This window comes from Clostridium sp. (genome assembly GCF_036781005.1).
Lineage (GTDB): Bacteria > Bacillota > Clostridia > Clostridiales > Clostridiaceae > Clostridium_B.
Map to the genome: position 1 here is coordinate 52,817 of NZ_DAIQBT010000006.1, position 18,640 is coordinate 71,456.

Genomic DNA, 18,640 nt, shown 5'->3' on the forward strand with positions numbered 1-18,640 from the left:
CAATTATATATGTTTATTGAAATTTAAATATACTTTTAGTATAGTTCTCAAATGATTTAATTAATTCCAATTTATTTGTTCTGGTCATTTTTTTTATAATGTATTCTCTGTGCAGAGCTTCTTTTTTGGAATTATATTTTTCAAAATATACAAGCTTTACAGGGAGCCTGCCTTTAGTGTATTTGGCTCCTTTTTTGTTGTTATGAGCACGTATTCTTTTTTCCAAATTATTAGTATAGCCTGTATATAATGTTCCATCATTGCATTTTACTATATAAACGTATTCCATATAATCCACTTTCCCAAAATTACTTTACAGATACATAAGAATTGTTTTCTATATAAAATCTCCAGAGATAATCTGCTGCATCTGCTGCATAATCTATACCTATTCTTTTTGCGCTTTTTATTTTGAAACTTGTAAAATCATCTTCTATAATATAGAGGTCACTGTTACAGAGATCTTTTTTGTTTTGTTCCTTATCTATGAGTAATGCTTTACATAGTTTACCAGGGCCATTGGTCAAGTTTTTTATTTGATTTTTGTTTAAATGTTCAAATTTCTTTTTATATCTGTTAAAAGATATTTCATCTATACAATGAACAGGTTCTATGGCTCTTATAAGTACTGCTTCAGGTATGCCTTCAGCCTCAGTCACAACGTTAAAGCAATGATACATACCATATATCATAAATACATATGAAAAACCACAGGGACCGTACATCACTTCTGTTCGTTTTGTACGCCTATTCATATAAGAATGGGCAGCTTTATCCTTAATTCCCTTATAAGCTTCTGTTTCAACTATTCTTCCAGATAATTGTTTACCGTTTATCTCATGAACCAATATTTTTCCCAGAAGATTTTTGGCTATAGATACTGTATCTCTATTATAAAAATTTCGCAGTAATTTTTTCAAAAGTAACACAATCCTTTAATATTTAAATTTAATAATAATTATATATGAATAAGATATTTTGTCAAATTTCATTAATAATTGAATATGTGGTTAATATGTAAATACCTAGTGAGATAGAATAAAAACTAGTTTATCGAATATATATCAAATATCAGATAAATATTAAATGGAACTAGTTTTACAAAATAATTGGGAGGAATAGCATATGAAAACCACTGAAATTTTTGAGAAAAAGGTTAAAGATACTTTAATTAAGACAGGCATAGAATTACTTAATAAAAATCCTGAAGAAAATATTTATAGGTTATTTACTCTTATAAAAAAAGCAATAAAGAAAGATAAAGATAATTTAAGTAAAATTAAAGAAGTAGAAAAGTTATATAAAACTAATCCTGCAATTCATGAACTTGTGATAAATATTATAAGGGATTCAAACAAAAAATGTAGAAATAAGCTTTTTGCTAACTTTTTGGGAAATGCAGTATGGTATGGAATGCCAAAAAGAAAGAAAATTTTAAATGAGAGAAATGTAAAAATACCCTTTACAATTCTTATAAGTCCATCCATGAGATGTAATTTAAAATGTAAGGGATGTTATACTGAAAGTTACAGTAAAGAAGATGACATTTCAGAAAAAGAGGTGGATAGAATTATTAGAGAAGCTAGAGAACTTGGAGTTTACTTTTTTGTGATTCTTGGGGGAGAACCTTTTATAAATCATTACATGTTGAATGTGTATGAAAAATATAATGATTGTATATTTGTACCCTTTTCAAATGGCACACTTTTTGATGAAAAATTAGCAGATAAAATAGAAAAGCTTGGGAATGTTTTCCCTATGTTTTCTGTTGAAGGGTTTCAAGAGGAAACTGATAGGAGAAGAGGGAAAGGCATATTCAATTCAGTTATGAATGCTATGGAACTTTTAAAAGAAAGAGGAGTTTTATTTGGAGTATCTACTGCCGTTAGTATATATAATATAAATAAGGTTACATCGAATGAATTCATAGATATGATTACACAAAAAGGAGCAAAGATGGGATGGTATTTCATATTTATGCCAGTAGGTAGAGAACCTGATGTAGATTTAATGCTTACTCCAAAGCAAAGAATATATTTAGGCGAGAGAATAAGAGAAATAAGAAGTACAAAGCCTTATTTTGCTATAGATCTTTTTAATGATGTACCTTATGCAGAGGGATGTATTGCAGGAAAGTATTATTGTCATATAAGTTCTAAAGAAGATGTGGAGCCTTGCATACTTGCACATTTTTCAGTAGACAATTTAAAGGGAAAAAAGCTTGAGGATGTGTGTAATTCAAATTTTTTTAGAGAAATTAAACATAGACAAACTCATGCAAAAAAAGCATGGGAAGAAAGCTTTAAGCCTAAAGGTAATTATGATATGTCTAAGTGGTAAGTATATTTAGGCATATATTCCAGATAACATATTGAAAGATAAAATTATATTTGTTAGTATAAAACATATATATTAAGTTATAGATAATAGGAGAATTATTATGAAAATATACAGGAAAATAGTGTTATTTTTAATACTATTAGTTATTATAGTTATGGTATTTTTCACCATTCAAAGAAAAAATGGAGAAACAAATAAACAAGTATTAAAAGGAAATATTAGGATTGTTACTGATGAAATTCATAAATCACAGTTTAAATTGGCTGCAGATAAATTTAAATTATTGCATGAAAAGGTTAATGTAGATATTAAAGTATTAAATGATGTAAATAATAACGTTAAATCTATACTAAATGATTCTCAATATGATGCAGATATAATAACAATAGATGATAGTTATGTAAAACATGTACTCTCTGAAAATCCAGGTAAATTTTTGGAAGTTACGAATATAATTAATCCATATAAAAGTGTACTCTTAAGTAATAAAATTAATAATAATAGCATAAAAGGAAGAATATATGCTGTTCCTTGGGATACTCATCCTAGAGCTTTAATATATAGAAAGGACATATTTTCAGAACAAGGTATAAATGCGGAAACTATAAAAACCTGGAGTGATTATATAGAGGCAGGTAGAAAGATAAATAAGAATACAAAGAAGATATTTATAGCTAATACTTTAGGCGGCAATAGTGATATATATTTATTACTTGCCAATCAATTAGGGACTGGCTATTTTAATGAAAAAGGAGAGTTGGATTTTCAATCTTCAAGTTGGAATAGGCTAATTGAAATAGTTAATATTTTATATAAGGAAGGACTACTTAAAGATTTTAATTCTGAAAATAAAATTGTGGCTAAAGCACAGGCCGATGAAATAGTATCATTTATAGGAGATCCTGCTTATGTCGTAAACTTAATGAAATATTCCAAGGATTCGGGTAAATGGGGAGTGATAAAGTTACCAGCTTTTGAATCTGGTGGAAATAGAGATGTATCTTTGGGTGGAATAAATTTATTCATAAATAAGAATACATCATCATTTAATTTAGTACAGGAATTTGTAAAATTTACGATTACAGATGATAAATTGCAAATGAACTTGTTAAATGATTATGGCAGGTTTCCAGTAAATATGAGTGCATATAATTTTATAAATTTTAATAAAAATATCTCTTATTTTAATAGTGAAGTATGGAATCTATTTGCTAGTGTAGAAACAGGAGCTTTTAATATAAACTATACTAAAAATTTCCCTAAAGTAAGAGAAACAACAAAGAATACTTTAACTAGCTATAATATGAAAATTCAGGATTTTAAAACTATAGTTGAAACCATAGAAAATTCCTTAAAACATAAATAGAATTTATAGAATTATTTTAAAAATAAATACCATAAAACGTTTACAAAATCTCGAATTTAAGATATAATGTATACAGGGATTAATCATGTGGGGAATTTTAACATATAAGTAAAGCCTTTTAACTAGGAGCGTAAGTAGTTAAAGGGCTTTTGCTTATATTAAATAGTTTTTATATTTAAGTTAAATTTTTTAACTTTCTAAAACTTTTTTATAAATTTCAATGGTTTTTTCAGCTGTTTTTTCCCAAGAAAAGTTATTTGCTTGTTTTAAAGCTTTTGAACTTAAGTCTTCTCTTATGTTGATGTCATTTATCAATGCTTCTATAGAATACATAAAGTTTTCCATGTCACAGGGGTTTATAAGAATTCCACCATCTCCTACTACCTCTGGAATAGATGAAATATTAGAAGCTATTACGGGAGTGCCACAGCTCATAGCTTCAAGAGGAGGGAGTCCAAAACCTTCATATAAAGATGGATATATGAATATATCACAGGCATTGTAAAAAATAGGCATCATTTTTTCTTCTACGAATCCTGTAAATTTAATATTTTTATCTATGTTCAAATCTATGCTTAAATTCTTTAATATATCAGAATCGTCCTTATTGGAACCTACAATTATTAAATCGTAATTCTTATCTAATTTTTTATGAATTTTAGAGAAAGCAGTAATTAATGAAGACACATTTTTTCTGGGGCTAAAACCTCCTATATACAGAATAAATGGATTCTCTATATTATAATTGGCATGTATTTTATATTTACATTTATCTTTATCTAGGGGTTTGTATTTTTTATCTGCAGCTAAAGGAGTTACAAATATTTTATCCTCTTTTATAGGAAAAAATTTCAAAATATCTCTTTTTGAACAATTAGAAACAGTTATTATTCCGTCAGATGAATTGATAATTTTAGGTATTTCCTTTAAAAATTTAAATAGATATCCTTTTCCTACTGTTTCAGGAAGTATATAAGGTATCAAGTCATGGATGGTGACTATTTTCTTACATCCTATGTTTTCGGATATGCCAATACCGTTTTGAGGAATATGGTATATATCTATATTTTCTTTTCTTAAATTTACTGGAAAGTAGTATTGCTCAAAAAATCTATGTTGCCTTTTAGAGGTCATTATTATTTTGGTATTTTGTTGCTGAAGTTTGTTGTAATTACTACCTGACCAGTATATGTGATAAAAATTTTCTTTGTGATTTCTTATTATATATTTTAATATTTTACTGGTATAAGTTCCTATACCGGTACCGTTATACCAGTTAGCTCCCCTTGCGTCTATGGCAATTTTCATTATTCATACCTCCACATTCCAGTAACTTTAAAGTAATTGAGATTGTTATATTATATATTATTAACATTACTATAAAAAGGTGACCATAACTTTTGGATTGAGACTGGGGTAAACTTCTTTTATCACATACATATATGATTATTCATATACTACATATATAATAATTTTTGGAGGAAAAGCTTTTGGATATATTAAAAGTTCGAGAGTGTGTTGAAGATGCTTATGATCTTCATGTTAAATTCATAGAAAAAATAAAAAGTATATATAGAATCCATACCAGCCGCAGCGAATATTGTTTAAAAGTAATAGATTATGATTATGGACATTTCTTATTTATAATTTCTGCTATAAAGCATCTCCAAAATAAAAGATTCAGAAGTATACCTAAAATGATTAAGACTAAGGATGAAAAAGATTATATAAAAATAGAAAATTCCTATGCTTATTTGTGTGAATGGATTATCTGTAGAGAGTGTAATTATGATAATCCTTTAGATATTTTAGTGGCCAGTTCTAAACTAGGAGAATTGCATAAAAAAAGTTGTGATTTTAAAGTTACTAAAGATATGAACCCAAGGGTAGGATGGTTTAAATGGATAGATACATTTAAGCATCGTCAGAGGGAAATGGCAAACTTTAAAAAAGCAATACTTGAAAAAGAACTTAAATCAGAATTTGATACAGTGTATTTAAATCATATTGATGGAGAAATACAATTGGCGGAAAAATCTATAAATAATTTGAATAAAACAAACTATATAGAAAATATGAAAGAAGAAATAAAAAATATGGGGTTCTGTCACCATGATTATGCAAATCATAATATTTTAATAGATGCTAAAGGAGAGGTCAATATAATAGATTTTGATTATTGTATATTAGATACTCATCTGCATGACCTATCAAGTTTGCTTTTAAGGAGAATGAAAAATGGAAGATGGAATATGAATAATGCGCTTTTTATTATGGATACCTATAATTCCATAAATGATGTAAAAAAAGATGATATAGCAATTATGGCTGCTTTTATAGAATTTCCCCAGGATTTTTGGCAGCTTGGAATACAGTATTATATGGAAAAGCAACCCTGGGGAGAAGATTTCTTTATGAAAAAATTAAGGAAAATAATTAAGGATAAAGAAGAAAAATCAGAATTTATAGATGAATTTAGAAATTTAAAATATAATTGAAAGCTTTAAGGGGGAATTGTTCATGTCACATAAAAAATCTCATCGTAAAAATGAGGAAGAAATTGAAAATAAGGATCTAGGTTATTATGACAATAGAGTGGAGAGCCTTAAGAAAACTGTTAAACATTTAGAAAAAATTAATAAAAGAAAAAAAGAAGTAACCAAACTTGAAAAAAAGAGAAGACGTATGTTAAAGGAAATGAAGAAGAAGCATAGGTGAAATAGTGACATTGTGAGGGTGAGGTGGGTTAAAGGTGTATAGTGACAATGTTGAACTGTGTTTTGTAGAATACTTAAAATCAAAAGGGATATATGTAGTAAAGCAATTTAATAGGAATTTAAGACAAGAGGTCACTTTAGATAGGATAAAAGAGCAAATATCAATAATAAGTGAATTTCATAAGAGAACTTTAGGTTATACAGGGATTATGAATAAGCGACTAGACAACAATATAGGAAGGACAGTAGAACGTTATAAGATATATATAAGGAAATTAAAAAAGTATTTGAAGCAGATAGCTGGTTACAGAAATAGGAACAATTTTGAAGAAAAATTAAATAAAGTAGGAGAAGGGTATTTAATAAGAGCAGAAAAATGCATGAATAATTTATATGAAAATAATTATATAAATCTGATACTTAGAAGTATGAACAGAGTGGAAATGTGTCTTACAGATATTTATTTTGATAATTTTAGGAAGGTAAAAGAACTACAAGTAATAAATATAAAAGATTGCTGCTATAATATGGTTGAAATGGATTTAGTATATTTTCTTAATAAGATAAAAAGAAAGGGTATAGATGTAAATTTTAGTGAACTTATAAAAAGTTTTTGTAAGGAGGAATCTTTAGATGATAATAGTTTGCAATTTGTGTTATCTATAGTATCCTATCCTTATCAATTCATGAAATGCTGCAGTAGATATAGATATAATACGAAAAATTGGACGGAAGAGGAATATTTACTTAGATTAGATAAATCCATCAAAGAGGATGGAGAAAGTTTAATTTAAATAATGGTTAATGGGGGGGCTTTTAGATTGATTGATAGATATGGTGAAAAAAAATATTTAACGGAATATGATCTATGTGTAGAACTTTTTGATAGATTTGATTTAAAAGTTTATGATATTATACCTATCAGAAAAGTTTATATGGTTTCTTCGAATAAAGGTAAAAAAATATTTAAGAAACTAGAGTATACCTTAGATGAATTGAATTTTATAAATGAACTTTTAACTTATGTAAGAAGTAAATTTCCAAGAGTAGTTAACTTTGTGGAAAATAAAGAAGGATATATATATACTATATGGAATGGAGATATGTATTGTATAATGGATGTAGTCTATGGCAGAGAGTGTAATTTTAGCAATCCTGTAGACTTAAGTATAGCAGCTGAGGGACTCGGAGAATTTCATCTTGCATCTGAAGGCTTTAAAACCAATATACAAAATAAATATAATAATGGAAAACTTATTGACACTTTTAATCGGAGAATTCAAGAGATGGAATTTTTCAGGAATATAGCTAATATACATGAAAAGAAAACGGAATTTGATGAGATATTTATAAAAAACTCCGATTATTATATAGAACAAATAAAAAAGAGTGAAAGTATGCTTGAAGAATCTTATTATTATAAGTTATGTAGTGAAGAGGATAAAATAGTAGTATGTCATCATGATTTGGCTTACCATAACATATTAATAAATAATAATGAAGCTTATTTTGTAGATTTTGATTATGCTATTATAGACTTGAAAGTACATGATTTATGTAATTTTATAAATAAAGTTATTAAAAGTTTTGCTTTTGATACGGAAAAGGCAAAGCTTATAATAGATAATTACTGTAACAAGAACACATTAAGCAGTAGGGAATTAGAAGTATTGTATGCTATGTTAAATTTCCCTAATGATTTTTACACTATATCCAGAGACTATTATACAAAGAGAAAAGATTGGAAAGAAGAAATATTTTTAGATAGATTAAAAAGAAAAATTAGATATAAAGAAGATAGGAAAGAATTTTTAGAGGAATTCAAAAATAAAGTTTTGAGTTAATCCATAAAATAAAAAATACACCCATATAATTAAGTGTAAGACCTTATTTTAATGGGTATATTTTTGATTGATTTAAATTTTTTTATACAGCTTGATTTTTTATTTATATTGTTTCTGAAATTCCAATCTGCTCCAGAATACCAGAATTCCATGTCATGGTGCTAGTACAATTTTCTACCGTAGAATTGTAGGCGTGCCCTGTAATGCTTCCTACTGATTGAAAACCTCCGATGATAGTGCCGGTAGTGGTACAATTTTTAATTGTAAAAGAAGAAGGAACAGGATCAGTGGAACTTTCTCTACTTCCACCTACAAGGCCGCCTACACAAGTTGTGTTTTCTGATATGCTGACAAGTAGTATTGGCTGAACAGTCTATAACTGGAGTAGGCATATCTTCACCTGTTTGGATAAGAAGTTCGTCCTATACCATATAAGTTATTGGAGATAAAAGTTTCTCCTTTGCTTATTAGTAGCTGTTTATTTTCATTTTGTACCTCCCGGGCAATTCTTTCTTCCAAGCAAAAACATATATCAATGTATAGTTTTTCAATAATAGAATTCTGAAAAACAAAATGAATTTCAGAATTCTATAACATTATTTTATATTCATAATTTTGTTATATATGTTTATAGTGTTTCTTATAGTTTTTTTCCAATTTAATTCAGAAGCTCTCTTTAGGCCGGAACATATGAGCTTATTTTTAAGGTTATTATCTGAAAGCACTTTCAACATGGCTTCACATAAATCATCTCTATTTAGAGGATCTATAAGCAGGGCACCTTTACCCACAACTTCAGGAAGAGATGTATTATTTGAAGTTATTACAGGTATTCCACAGGCCATTGCTTCTATGGGGGGAAGTCCAAATCCTTCATAAAAGGAAGGATATACAAATAATTTAGCTGCATTATATATATAAGGGAGATGCTCTATTGAGATAAAACCAGGAAATAAGACTTTGTCGGATATATTTAGTTTTTCACTATGTTTCTTATAAGTAGTATAGGATTCTCCTCTTTTTCCGGCTATTACTAATGATAAAGGTTTTTTATATAAAGTTATAAGCTTATTAAAGCTGTCTATAAGGCCTAATATATTTTTACGGGGACTAAATCCACCCACATAAAGTACATAATCCTCAGTTATAGAATAGTATTTTTTAGCCACATAGTTGCTTATTCTTTTATCCATAGGTTTATATATTTCTTCACTAGCTAAATGAGTAACATATATTTTATCTTCGGGAAAGTTGAAAGATTTAACTATGTCTTTTTTGGAAAAATTAGAAACTGTAATAATGCCATCGCATAGAGGCACTATCTTAGGTATATATTCTGAGAAAATTTTAAGATATCTGTTACTTACAGTTTCAGGCATTCTATAGGGAATTACATCGTGGAGTGTTATTATAAATCTACAATTTTTATCAATAGGAAGTCCTACCCCATTTTGAGGAACATGATATAAATCTATCTTATTACTTTTTATTATATTAGGTATAATAATTTCTTCCCAGAAATTAACCTTATCATTTTGTGGGGCATTGTCTAATTTAAAATTTTTTTTTAGGTATATATCATTTTTAAAGCTTTCAGGCATGAAAAGTAAATAATTATTTATACTATCAATATTATTTAAACATTTTATTAATTGATAAGTATAAGTTCCTATACCAGTGCCTCTGTACCATTTGGCGGCACGTCCATCAATGCCTATTTTCATATAATTGTTCCTCTCTAAATTAATATAGTTTATTATATTAATTTAAACTTAAAAATGTTAATGTTCTTCTAAATTAATTTGGGAGTTCATATAAATATATAGGGGTGATTAGTATGATGCGAGAATTTGAAATAGAAAGACAATTTGATGTAAAAATTGAAAATATAAAGCCAAGTAGAGGAGTATATCTGTTAAAAACGGATATAGGAATGAAATGCCTTAAAAAAATAAACTATGGAACTCAAAAACTTTTGTTTGTTTATGGGGCAAAAGAACATCTTATAAAAAATGGATTTTCACAAGTGGATAAATATTCTATTAACATAGAAGGAAATCCATATGCTATTATTAATGAAGATATATATACATTGTCAGAATGGATTAAAGGAAGAGAATGTGATTTTAAAAATAAAGAAGATATTATAAACGCTGCTAAGTGTTTGGCAAAAATGCATATAGCTTCTAAGGGATATGAACCACCGGAAAATAGTAAATTAAAGACTGATCTTGGAAGATGGCATCATCTTATGGAAAAGAGAGTTAAAGCTTTAGATAAGATGAGAGATATGGGAAGAAAAAAAAATAATAAAGGAAATTTTGATTTAAATTACATGAAAGTGGTTAAATTTTATAAGGATTTTGGTAAAAGGGCCATTGAGGTGTTACGAGATTCAAAATATGATGAGTTATGCAGTATTGCTGAAGAGGAAAAAGGATTCTGCCACCATGATTTTACTTACCATAATATAGTAGTAGATGAAGGAGAAACATTTAATGTAATAGATTTTGATTATTGTAAAAGGGAATTACGTTCTTATGATATTTCTTCTTTCATGATTAAAGTTTTAAAACGCTCTAATTGGAATATAGAAAATGCACGGCTGATTATTGATTCATATAACGAAGTTAGTCCCATTAAAGAAGAAGAGTATAAAGTCATATATGCTTTCTTATTATTCCCTCAGCGTTTTTGGAGACTGGCAAATAGATATTATTACAATGAGGTAAACTGGCCAACAAATACTTTCAATAAAAAATTGGAAGAATTAATAGCTGAACAGGAGAAATATATTGACTTTATTAAAAAATTTAAAGAAGTTTATAGTGAAAAAAATATCTGAACTTAAAAATAGTCTATATCTGGGTTTTAAATTAATCCAGTATAGGCCTTATTTTTTGCACTTAAAATGGCATGTAATCATAATATATATAGTGACTCTTATATATGGGGATGTATGTAATATGAAAATAGGTGATGTGGTAGTAAGAAAATCCTATAATAAAGATATAACTTTTAAAATAATAGATGTAAAACATACTAAAGAAGGTGTTATATATGGTTTAAAAGGAATAAATTTAAGGATAATTGCAGATTCAAAGGAGGATGACTTAGAAATTATTCCTGAAAATACCCTTACGGAGGAAGAGAGAGTGTTTAATAAACAAGTGAATGAATCAATTAAAAATATTTTAATGAATAGAGGTGGATTTAGATATAGGAGTAATTTTAGACAGGAATACAGTGTAACAAAATTTGCATCCCATAACTCTAAAAATGAACTGGCTTTTGGAAGACCTGGTAAGATTCTTCATATAGATGGAGATGCAGAATATTTGGATGTATGTATCAAGGTATATAAACAACTTTTATTAGATGTGGTTGGTAAAAATATAGTAGAAAAGGAACAGCCTATAAAGGTTATAGAATTGGTAAAGGAAGTTAAACCTGATATAATTGTTATTACGGGACATGATGCCATAGTAAAAGATACCCAGGATTACATGGATTTAAACAATTATAAAAATTCCAAATATTTTGTTCAAACAGTATCGGAACTCAGAAATTATAAATCTAACTATGATGATTTGGTAATATTTGCAGGAGCTTGTCAGTCTTGTTATGAAAAAATTTTAGATTCAGGTGCAAATTTTGCGAGTTCACCCAGCAGGGTACTTATACATTGTTTGGATCCAGTGTTTTTGTGTGAAAAAATAGCTTATACTAATATAGAAAAAGTTGTATCAATTCAAGAAGCCCTACAAAATACCATAACAAGAACTAACGGCATAGGAGGGCTGCAAACAAGAGGGAAATATAGAGAAGGATTTCCCAAATCACCATATGTATAAAAATTATAAAAATTGTAAATATTATTGTATATATGAGGTACTTAAAGAAATAATCATATACAATAATATAAATAAAGGCAAGTTGAGTCTGTTAACAAAGATTTAATATTGACAAAGTAATTTATTAAGGATATACTAAAGTGTTTAGTTGACATAAATACTTTTAAAGTGTATAATATAAGTTGTAGAAAGAGGGTGTTTGGAATGGATGGTTCGAACGTATTAGCTTCTATAAGAGAGAATATAGAAAATCATGTAGGAGATAAGGTAACCTTAAAGGCAAATGGAGGTAGGCGAAAAGTTTTTATAAATAAAGGAATAATAGAAAAAGCTTATCCTAGCATATTTGTAATAAGGTTAGAAAATGACACCCAAAGGAAAGTGACATATAGTTATTCAGATGTTTTAACAAAAACAGTTCAATTGGTTTTCGCAGTATAAAGTGGTATTTAACCTACTGCCAGTTTATTTCACCATATTTATTAAATCAATTTAGTGAAGTTGCTATTCTTTTTATCCCAGTGATAATCATTTAATTTAATTAGATCTTCAGATATAAATTTTATCAATGCAAAGCTATTTATAGTTATTATTTGCGTATGGTATTTTAAATTTTATAGCTTAATTTAGAAGTAGTATGTGGAGCAAAAATTGTTCTGTATACTACTTTTGTTTATGAATTTTCAAATTAAGATATAAATATATTATAGGGTAAGAAGAAAGATGGCAAGTTTCCATCTTTCTTCTATGGTATAAAAGGGTATTGAGAATTTATGAGAGGTTATATGGTTAACAACCAATTTAATATTACGTCAAAACTTTATAAATGTCAATATTAATGGTCAGTATAAAATTATTCATAATGTTAGCATATTTTTTAATTTCAATTTATATATATAAGTAGTAGGCCTTATGGGGAGGTAAATAAATATGGATATAGATTTTGTTAAGGAAAATATAGAATGTGAACAGATGCTGGCTGAAAATTTCTCTGATACCATTATAAAAGAAGAATATGTAATACCAGATACTCACCCTGATGTAACAGATATATTAATTCTTGAGGCAAGACCTGTTATAACTAATAAAGAAGTAATGGAGGATAAAGTATTTTTGGAGGGAAAAGTTGAATATACCATACTTTATCGTGCTAAGGAAGATGAGGATATGGGTATTCATAGTGTTATTTATGCTGGGAATTTTTCTAACTATGTGGAAATGCCAGGAGCAGAACATGTAATGTCTTGTGATTCTAATTGTTATGTGGAGCATATGAATTGCACAGCTATAAATGAAAGAAAAGTGTCTATTGAAGGAATTATAAAATTAAAGGCAGAGGTATATAAAAAGTATAATTTTGAAGTTATAAAAGATATTACAGGTTCTGAAAATGTACAGATGTTAAAAAATCCTGCTACTATAGATAAAATAGTAGGAACGGTTTCAGGGGATTTAGTGGCAAAAGCTGAGATACCAGTATCTATGGATAAACCACAGGTGGGAAGTATATTGCAATATGATGTAAATGTGCATAAAAAAAACATAACAATACTGGAAGATAGGGTAGCCATAGAAGCTTATGTTCTTATAAGATTTCTTTATAGAGGAAAAGATACTAAGGATATTGCATGTGTGGAGAAAGATGTGCTTGTAAACAAAGAACTTCCACTAGAGGGAGCACTTCCTTCTATGGAAAGCTATATTGACTTTAATGTAAGTGAAGTGGAACGGGATATTAGAGAAGATGATTTAGGAGAAAATAGAATTATTGAAGTAGAAGCTCTTGTAACAGCTAATGCTAAAGTTATGTATAAAGAAGATATTGATATAATAGAGGATGCCTATTCACCATCTAATCTTATGCAAATGGATAGAAAGGATTACGGATTAAATGTAGTGCATGGACAGAACACTGTTCCTAGTATAATTAAGTCAAATATAGAACTAGAGGTTAAGTCTACTCCTATAGAGATACTTATGTGTTATGGAGATGTTTGTATTACGGATAAAAAAATAGTAGAAGATAAAGTCATCGTTGAAGGAGTTTTAAATGTAAAAGTATTATATAAGGACTCGGATAATCAGATAAATAAGATTTGTGATGAAATACCGTTTAGTTGTAGCGTAGATATACCTGATAGTAAAATTGATATGCAATGTATGTCCAAGATATTTTTAGAAAATATAGAAGCGAGTATAGAAATAGATACCATAGCTATAAAGGCAGTAGTTGAAGTTTATGCAAGGGTGAATTATATTACCAGAAAAGAATTTTTAGTAGATATAGAAGCTATTGAAGGAGAGTTCCCTGCTAAGAAGTCTAGTTTGACTATATATGTAATCCAGCAGGATGATACTTTGTGGAAAATAGCAAAAAAGTATTATACCACTATAGAAAATTTGATAAAATTAAACAATATAGAGGATCCGGATATTATAAAAGTAGGAGGAAAACTTATTATACCTGGAAGAGCTATAATATAATTGAAAAAAATTTGATTTATCCGAAGGCTACCATTGCTAACCCCCCATCTTCTTGAAAATGGGGGATAATCACTGCTACGCTTCTGGATAAATTCTTTAAGGTTCAGATTATGATGAGTATTCCTTATATGCAAACTCCACCTGAACCTAAAAATCACTTGATATTTTAAGAAAATTATGCTTCAGTAGTTAATCTGCTGAAGTTTTTATTTTATATATACTGAGCATAATAATTAAGAATGTGGAAAAAATATAGGATATCCACAAAAGAAGGTGTATAGTTTTGGAAGAAAAATTGGAAGGAAATTTAATAATAATAGGAGGCGCAGAGGATAAAACTGGTGATAAAAAAATATTAAAAGAAGTTTGCAATAAATTGACAAAAGACAGAGATATACTTGTAATTGCCACTATTGCATCTCAAATACCTGAGGAACTTGGCAATGAGTATTGTAAAATATTTACACAGCTTGGAATAAAAAATATAAGAATATTAAATATAATAGATAGAAAAGGGGCTTTTGATATAAACAGCATAAAGACCCTAGAAAATGCTTCATTGATATTTTTCACAGGAGGGGATCAGCTTAGGATAACAAGTCTCATAGGTGGAACACCATTATATTTGAAAATTCAAGAATTATATGAAAATGGATGTACTTTTGTTGGAACTTCTGCAGGAGCTTCTATTATGAGTGATACTATGATAATAACAGGGCCTGATGATGAATCACCGAAGAAATGTACTTTAAAGATGGCTCCTGGATTGGGACTTATAAAAGGAGTAATTATTGATCAGCATTTTGCACAAAGAGGAAGAATAGGCAGACTTTTAGTAGGGATAGCAGAAAATCCTCAAAGTCTGGGTGTTGGTATAGATGAGGATACCGCCATCATAGTTAAAGATAATGGAAAGTTTCAAGTGATAGGTTCTGGAGCAGTATATGTGATAGATGGTTCTGATATAAGTTACAGTAACGTATCAGAACAATATCCAGATGAAATATTATCTATATTCAATGTAAAAGTACATGTACTTAAGCAAGGAAATGAATTTAATCTCACAACTAAATTACCTTCATAATATTTTTATGGATTTACATCAGATAGGTTGTTGATAAAAAGTTAAATTATATATATTGATAAAAGGTCAAATAATATATAAAGGAGGAGTCTGAAAAAACCGTTAAATCAGTAAATAGCATATGAACCTATGCTGATATACTGTGAATTGAACGGGATTTTAAGCCCTTGGAGTGTCAGACCAGACGATAGAGCCATTGTGTGTTAAATCGGACACTGTGAAGGGGGAAGTAAACAGGTTTTTATGAAAATTTAAAAATTGAGTTGTTTACGTAACGGGCACTATACACAAAAATGAGAATAGATGATTTTATAGTTTTTGAGGGAAGAAATATATTTGCTCATAAAAGGTGCATAAAAATATCTGTAGATTTGGAAGGATATAGTGAAACTCCAACCAATAAAATACCAGAATTCAATGAAAAATTATTAAGGGGCATACCGGAATTGGAGGAACATAGGTGTGGTATAAACGAAGCACAGGGATTTAAAAAGAGATTGATGGAAGGGACTTATTTGTCTCATGTCTGTGAGCACATAATAATTGCTTTGGAAAATAAATTAGGGATAAATGTATCCTATGGGAAGTCAAGAGAGATAAGAGGAGATAAGTATTATATAATATATGAATATTTATATAAAAATACGGCAGTAGAGGCTGGAAAAATAGCTGTTAATTTAATAAATTCCTTTATAAAAAGAACGGAGTATAATTTTAAGGAGGCCATGTGTCATTTAGAAGATGTATTGAAATATGAAAGAATAGGTTCTAGTACGTTATGTATACTGTCAGAGGCTAAAAAAAGAGGAATACCCGTAACTCGAATAGGAAACGAAAGTATGTTTAGATTGGGATATGGTAAATATAGTAAAATAATAGAAGCTACCATATCCTGTACTACGAAAGCTGTGGGTGTAGATATATCTTGTGACAAAATGTTAACTAAGGAAATATTGAAAAATCAATGTTTACCCGTAGCAATGGGTGGAAGAATAAAGAATTCGTTAGAATTATTTGTAAAAGCCAAAGAGATAGGATATCCTGTAGTTTTAAAACCCTGCTATGGAAATCAAGGCAAGGGAGTATTTGTAAACATACAAAATGAAAAGCAAGCACTTGAAGCGTACAATATATTGTCTCAAAAGTTTAAAGATATAATGATTGAAAAGAACATATATGGCAAAGATTTTAGAGTGTGTGTGGTTAACGGAAGTGTAATAGCCGTATCTGAAAGAATACCCCCATATGTTATAGGAGATGGAGTAAAAACTGTAATGGAGTTGATAGAAGACATAAATAAGGATGCTATGAGGGGAGAAGGCCATGAAAAGCCTTTGACTAGAATAAAAATAGATGAGGAGTTAAAAACGTATATAAATAAAAATAATTATACTTTAAGTAGTATTCTGCCAAAGAATAAAAAACTTACGTTAAGAGAAAATGGGAATTTATCTACAGGAGGAAAGTCAATAGATTACACAGATTCTATATGTAAAGAAAATATAGATATCTGTGAAAGAGCAGCAAATGCTATTGGATTGGATATATGTGGTATAGATATTTGTTGTAGTGATATTAGCAAACCTTTATTTCAGGGTGGTGGGGCTATAATAGAAGTAAATGCAGCTCCAGGTATTAGAATGCACCATTATCCAGGAAAAGGTAACAGTAGAAATGTAGCAGGGGCAATACTGGATATGATGTTTCCTAAATTTAAATCTATACCTTTAGTTTCGGTTACAGGAACCAACGGTAAGACAACTACTACTAGGCTTATTGCTCATATTTTAAGTAAAGCAGGGTATAAAGTAGGAATGACTACTACGGGAGGAATATATATAGATAATAAGTGTATATGCAGGGGAGATACTACAGGATATTTAAGTGCTAAAACTGTTTTGGAAAATAACAAAGTAGAAGCAGCGGTACTTGAAACTGCAAGAGGTGGCATAATAAAAAAAGGTATTGCCTATGACTTAGCTGATGTAGGAGTAATAACCAATATAACTGAAGATCATCTGGGTATGGATGGAATAGATAGTCTGGAGGATTTAGCATATGTAAAAGCTCTAGTGGGAGAGGCTGTGAAGAAAGAAGGATATGTAGTTTTAAATGCGGATGATTTAGTAAGTAAAAGTATAATTAAAAGGATGAAAAGTTGTATTATAATGTTTTCAAAAGATAAGAATAATGTGATTCTTAGAGAAAATATAAATAAGGGAGGGTATGGCGTATATGTTCATGAATCTATTATGTACTTAGAGAAAGGAAATGAAAGTATACCTATTATACCTACAGAAGATATAAAGGTATCCTTAAATGGAAAATTAGTTTATAATATAGAAAATGCTATGGCTGCTTGTGCAGCTGCAATTGGTCTTAACATAGATTATTCTGTAATAAAAGAAGGTTTGAAAAGTTTTTATTGTGATACTTCTTTTAATCCTGGAAGGTTTAATATATATGATTTAAATGGAGTAAAGGTGGTTTTGGATTATGGTCATAATGTGGAAGGATACAAGGCAGTAATAAAGGCGGTTAAAAATTTTAAATATAAAAGGTTAGTTGGAATAATTGGAGTACCAGGAGATAGAAGTGATGAGAGCGTAGAAAAGATTGGAAGAATTGCAGGAAGAAACTTTGATTATATATACATTAAAGAAGATAAAGATAAAAGAGGCAGAAGGTCAGGTGCTATAGCTTCTATTTTAAAGAAAGGTATAATAAACACAGGTTTTAGTACAAAAAAAGTTGAGACTATATTAAATGAAAAAATGGCATTGGAAAGGGCCATAAATACCGCCAAAGAGGGAGATTTTATAATAATATTTTTTGAGGAAATGGAATCTTTGATAAAATTGTTACAAAATAAATTGGATGAAATAAATAAAAAATTGAATTCCATAGCTATGATATAGGAGAAAAGCTATACTTTGCAGATAAAAGTATAG

At 28.8% G+C, this 18,640-nt stretch carries 17 protein-coding genes; 12 read left to right on the top strand and 5 right to left on the bottom strand.

All coding sequences use genetic code 11. The features are described from left to right. Positions 1-13: 13 nt before the first annotated feature. Together V7Q02_RS03715 and V7Q02_RS03720 are read right to left on the bottom strand one after the other, a co-directional pair. Positions 14-289 carry a GIY-YIG nuclease family protein gene (locus tag V7Q02_RS03715; protein WP_333859630.1) on the bottom strand — a complete coding sequence of 92 codons (276 nt, stop codon included), beginning with the start codon at positions 287-289 and terminating at the stop codon, positions 14-16. Between the two features lie 19 nt (positions 290-308). Further along, entirely contained in the window at positions 309-920 is a 612-nt protein-coding gene (locus V7Q02_RS03720; RefSeq protein ID WP_333859632.1) for a DNA-3-methyladenine glycosylase, read from the bottom strand. A gap of 205 nt (positions 921-1,125) precedes the next feature. Here V7Q02_RS03720 and V7Q02_RS03725 point away from each other — a divergent pair, with 205 nt between their 5' ends. Continuing rightward, positions 1,126-2,340 (top strand): radical SAM/SPASM domain-containing protein, encoded by a 1,215-nt coding sequence (locus V7Q02_RS03725; RefSeq protein WP_333859633.1) that lies wholly within the window; start codon positions 1,126-1,128, stop codon positions 2,338-2,340. A 100-nt stretch (positions 2,341-2,440) separates the two neighbouring features. Then, positions 2,441-3,706, top strand: coding sequence for an ABC transporter substrate-binding protein (locus V7Q02_RS03730; protein WP_333859635.1), 1,266 nt, complete (start codon positions 2,441-2,443; stop codon positions 3,704-3,706). Positions 3,707-3,895: 189 nt separating this feature from the next. Here the strand turns inward: V7Q02_RS03730 and V7Q02_RS03735 are convergent, their stop codons facing one another. Further along, entirely contained in the window at positions 3,896-5,014 is a 1,119-nt protein-coding gene (locus tag V7Q02_RS03735) for a glycosyltransferase family 4 protein (protein ID WP_333859636.1), read from the bottom strand. 182 nt (positions 5,015-5,196) lie between these two features. On the opposite strand from V7Q02_RS03735, the gene V7Q02_RS03740 reads away from it, so the two are divergent. Genes V7Q02_RS03740 through V7Q02_RS03755 form a run of 4 tightly spaced genes read left to right on the top strand, consistent with a single transcriptional unit; the run spans position 5,197 to position 8,267 of the window. Further along, a complete protein-coding gene (locus V7Q02_RS03740) occupies positions 5,197-6,204 on the top strand; it encodes a CotS family spore coat protein (protein ID WP_333859637.1) in 1,008 nt (335 codons plus the stop codon). A 22-nt stretch (positions 6,205-6,226) separates the two neighbouring features. Further along, positions 6,227-6,424: a hypothetical protein gene (locus V7Q02_RS03745; RefSeq protein ID WP_333859639.1), complete on the top strand. Its 198-nt coding sequence runs from the start codon at positions 6,227-6,229 to the stop codon at positions 6,422-6,424. Positions 6,425-6,458: 34 nt separating this feature from the next. Beyond that, on the top strand, positions 6,459-7,217 hold the full coding sequence (locus V7Q02_RS03750) for a spore coat protein (RefSeq protein WP_333859640.1): 759 nt from the start codon (positions 6,459-6,461) through the stop codon (positions 7,215-7,217). A gap of 3 nt (positions 7,218-7,220) precedes the next feature. Further along, the gene (locus V7Q02_RS03755; RefSeq protein WP_442882154.1) at positions 7,221-8,267 is read left to right on the top strand and encodes a CotS family spore coat protein; all 1,047 of its coding nucleotides are present in this window, start codon (positions 7,221-7,223) and stop codon (positions 8,265-8,267) included. Between the two features lie 103 nt (positions 8,268-8,370). Here V7Q02_RS03755 and V7Q02_RS03760 read toward each other — a convergent pair whose 3' ends face one another. Beyond that, entirely contained in the window at positions 8,371-8,628 is a 258-nt protein-coding gene (locus V7Q02_RS03760) for a GLUG motif-containing protein (protein WP_333859705.1), read from the bottom strand. Positions 8,629-8,863: 235 nt separating this feature from the next. Continuing rightward, entirely contained in the window at positions 8,864-9,991 is a 1,128-nt protein-coding gene (locus tag V7Q02_RS03765) for a glycosyltransferase family 4 protein (protein WP_333859642.1), read from the bottom strand. Positions 9,992-10,104: 113 nt separating this feature from the next. Here V7Q02_RS03765 and V7Q02_RS03770 point away from each other — a divergent pair, with 113 nt between their 5' ends. The 6 genes from V7Q02_RS03770 (at position 10,105) to cphA (ending at position 18,607) form a co-directional block, all read left to right on the top strand. Beyond that, on the top strand, positions 10,105-11,112 hold the full coding sequence (locus V7Q02_RS03770; RefSeq protein WP_333859644.1) for a CotS family spore coat protein: 1,008 nt from the start codon (positions 10,105-10,107) through the stop codon (positions 11,110-11,112). Between the two features lie 121 nt (positions 11,113-11,233). Next, a complete protein-coding gene (gene yabG / locus V7Q02_RS03775) occupies positions 11,234-12,121 on the top strand; it encodes a sporulation peptidase YabG (protein ID WP_333859645.1) in 888 nt (295 codons plus the stop codon). Between the two features lie 204 nt (positions 12,122-12,325). Next, complete coding sequence (locus tag V7Q02_RS03780; protein WP_333859646.1) at positions 12,326-12,562, top strand: Veg family protein; 237 nt, start codon at positions 12,326-12,328, stop codon at positions 12,560-12,562. A 489-nt stretch (positions 12,563-13,051) separates the two neighbouring features. Beyond that, positions 13,052-14,605, top strand: coding sequence for a DUF3794 and LysM peptidoglycan-binding domain-containing protein (locus tag V7Q02_RS03785; RefSeq protein ID WP_333859647.1), 1,554 nt, complete (start codon positions 13,052-13,054; stop codon positions 14,603-14,605). A gap of 283 nt (positions 14,606-14,888) precedes the next feature. Beyond that, the gene (locus tag V7Q02_RS03790; RefSeq protein ID WP_333859648.1) at positions 14,889-15,689 is read left to right on the top strand and encodes a cyanophycinase; all 801 of its coding nucleotides are present in this window, start codon (positions 14,889-14,891) and stop codon (positions 15,687-15,689) included. 293 nt (positions 15,690-15,982) lie between these two features. Continuing rightward, the gene (cphA, locus tag V7Q02_RS03795) at positions 15,983-18,607 is read left to right on the top strand and encodes a cyanophycin synthetase (protein ID WP_333859649.1); all 2,625 of its coding nucleotides are present in this window, start codon (positions 15,983-15,985) and stop codon (positions 18,605-18,607) included. Positions 18,608-18,640 lie beyond the last annotated feature (33 nt).

Bases quoted from the DNA above. Each gene is read 5' to 3' on its own strand.
- V7Q02_RS03730 (WP_333859635.1), top strand. From the start codon at position 2,441: ATGAAAATATACAGGAAAATAGTGTTATTTTTAATACTATTAGTTATT.
- V7Q02_RS03770 (WP_333859644.1), top strand. From the start codon at position 10,105: ATGATGCGAGAATTTGAAATAGAAAGACAATTTGATGTAAAAATTGAA.
- V7Q02_RS03755 (WP_442882154.1), top strand. From the start codon at position 7,221: ATGGTTAATGGGGGGGCTTTTAGATTGATTGATAGATATGGTGAAAAA.
- cphA (WP_333859649.1), top strand. From the start codon at position 15,983: ATGAGAATAGATGATTTTATAGTTTTTGAGGGAAGAAATATATTTGCT.
- V7Q02_RS03725 (WP_333859633.1), top strand. From the start codon at position 1,126: ATGAAAACCACTGAAATTTTTGAGAAAAAGGTTAAAGATACTTTAATT.
- V7Q02_RS03745 (WP_333859639.1), top strand. From the start codon at position 6,227: ATGTCACATAAAAAATCTCATCGTAAAAATGAGGAAGAAATTGAAAAT.
- V7Q02_RS03715 (WP_333859630.1), bottom strand. From the start codon at position 289: ATGGAATACGTTTATATAGTAAAATGCAATGATGGAACATTATATACA.
- V7Q02_RS03785 (WP_333859647.1), top strand. From the start codon at position 13,052: ATGGATATAGATTTTGTTAAGGAAAATATAGAATGTGAACAGATGCTG.
- V7Q02_RS03765 (WP_333859642.1), bottom strand. From the start codon at position 9,991: ATGAAAATAGGCATTGATGGACGTGCCGCCAAATGGTACAGAGGCACT.
- V7Q02_RS03780 (WP_333859646.1), top strand. From the start codon at position 12,326: ATGGATGGTTCGAACGTATTAGCTTCTATAAGAGAGAATATAGAAAAT.
- yabG (WP_333859645.1), top strand. From the start codon at position 11,234: ATGAAAATAGGTGATGTGGTAGTAAGAAAATCCTATAATAAAGATATA.
- V7Q02_RS03735 (WP_333859636.1), bottom strand. From the start codon at position 5,014: ATGAAAATTGCCATAGACGCAAGGGGAGCTAACTGGTATAACGGTACC.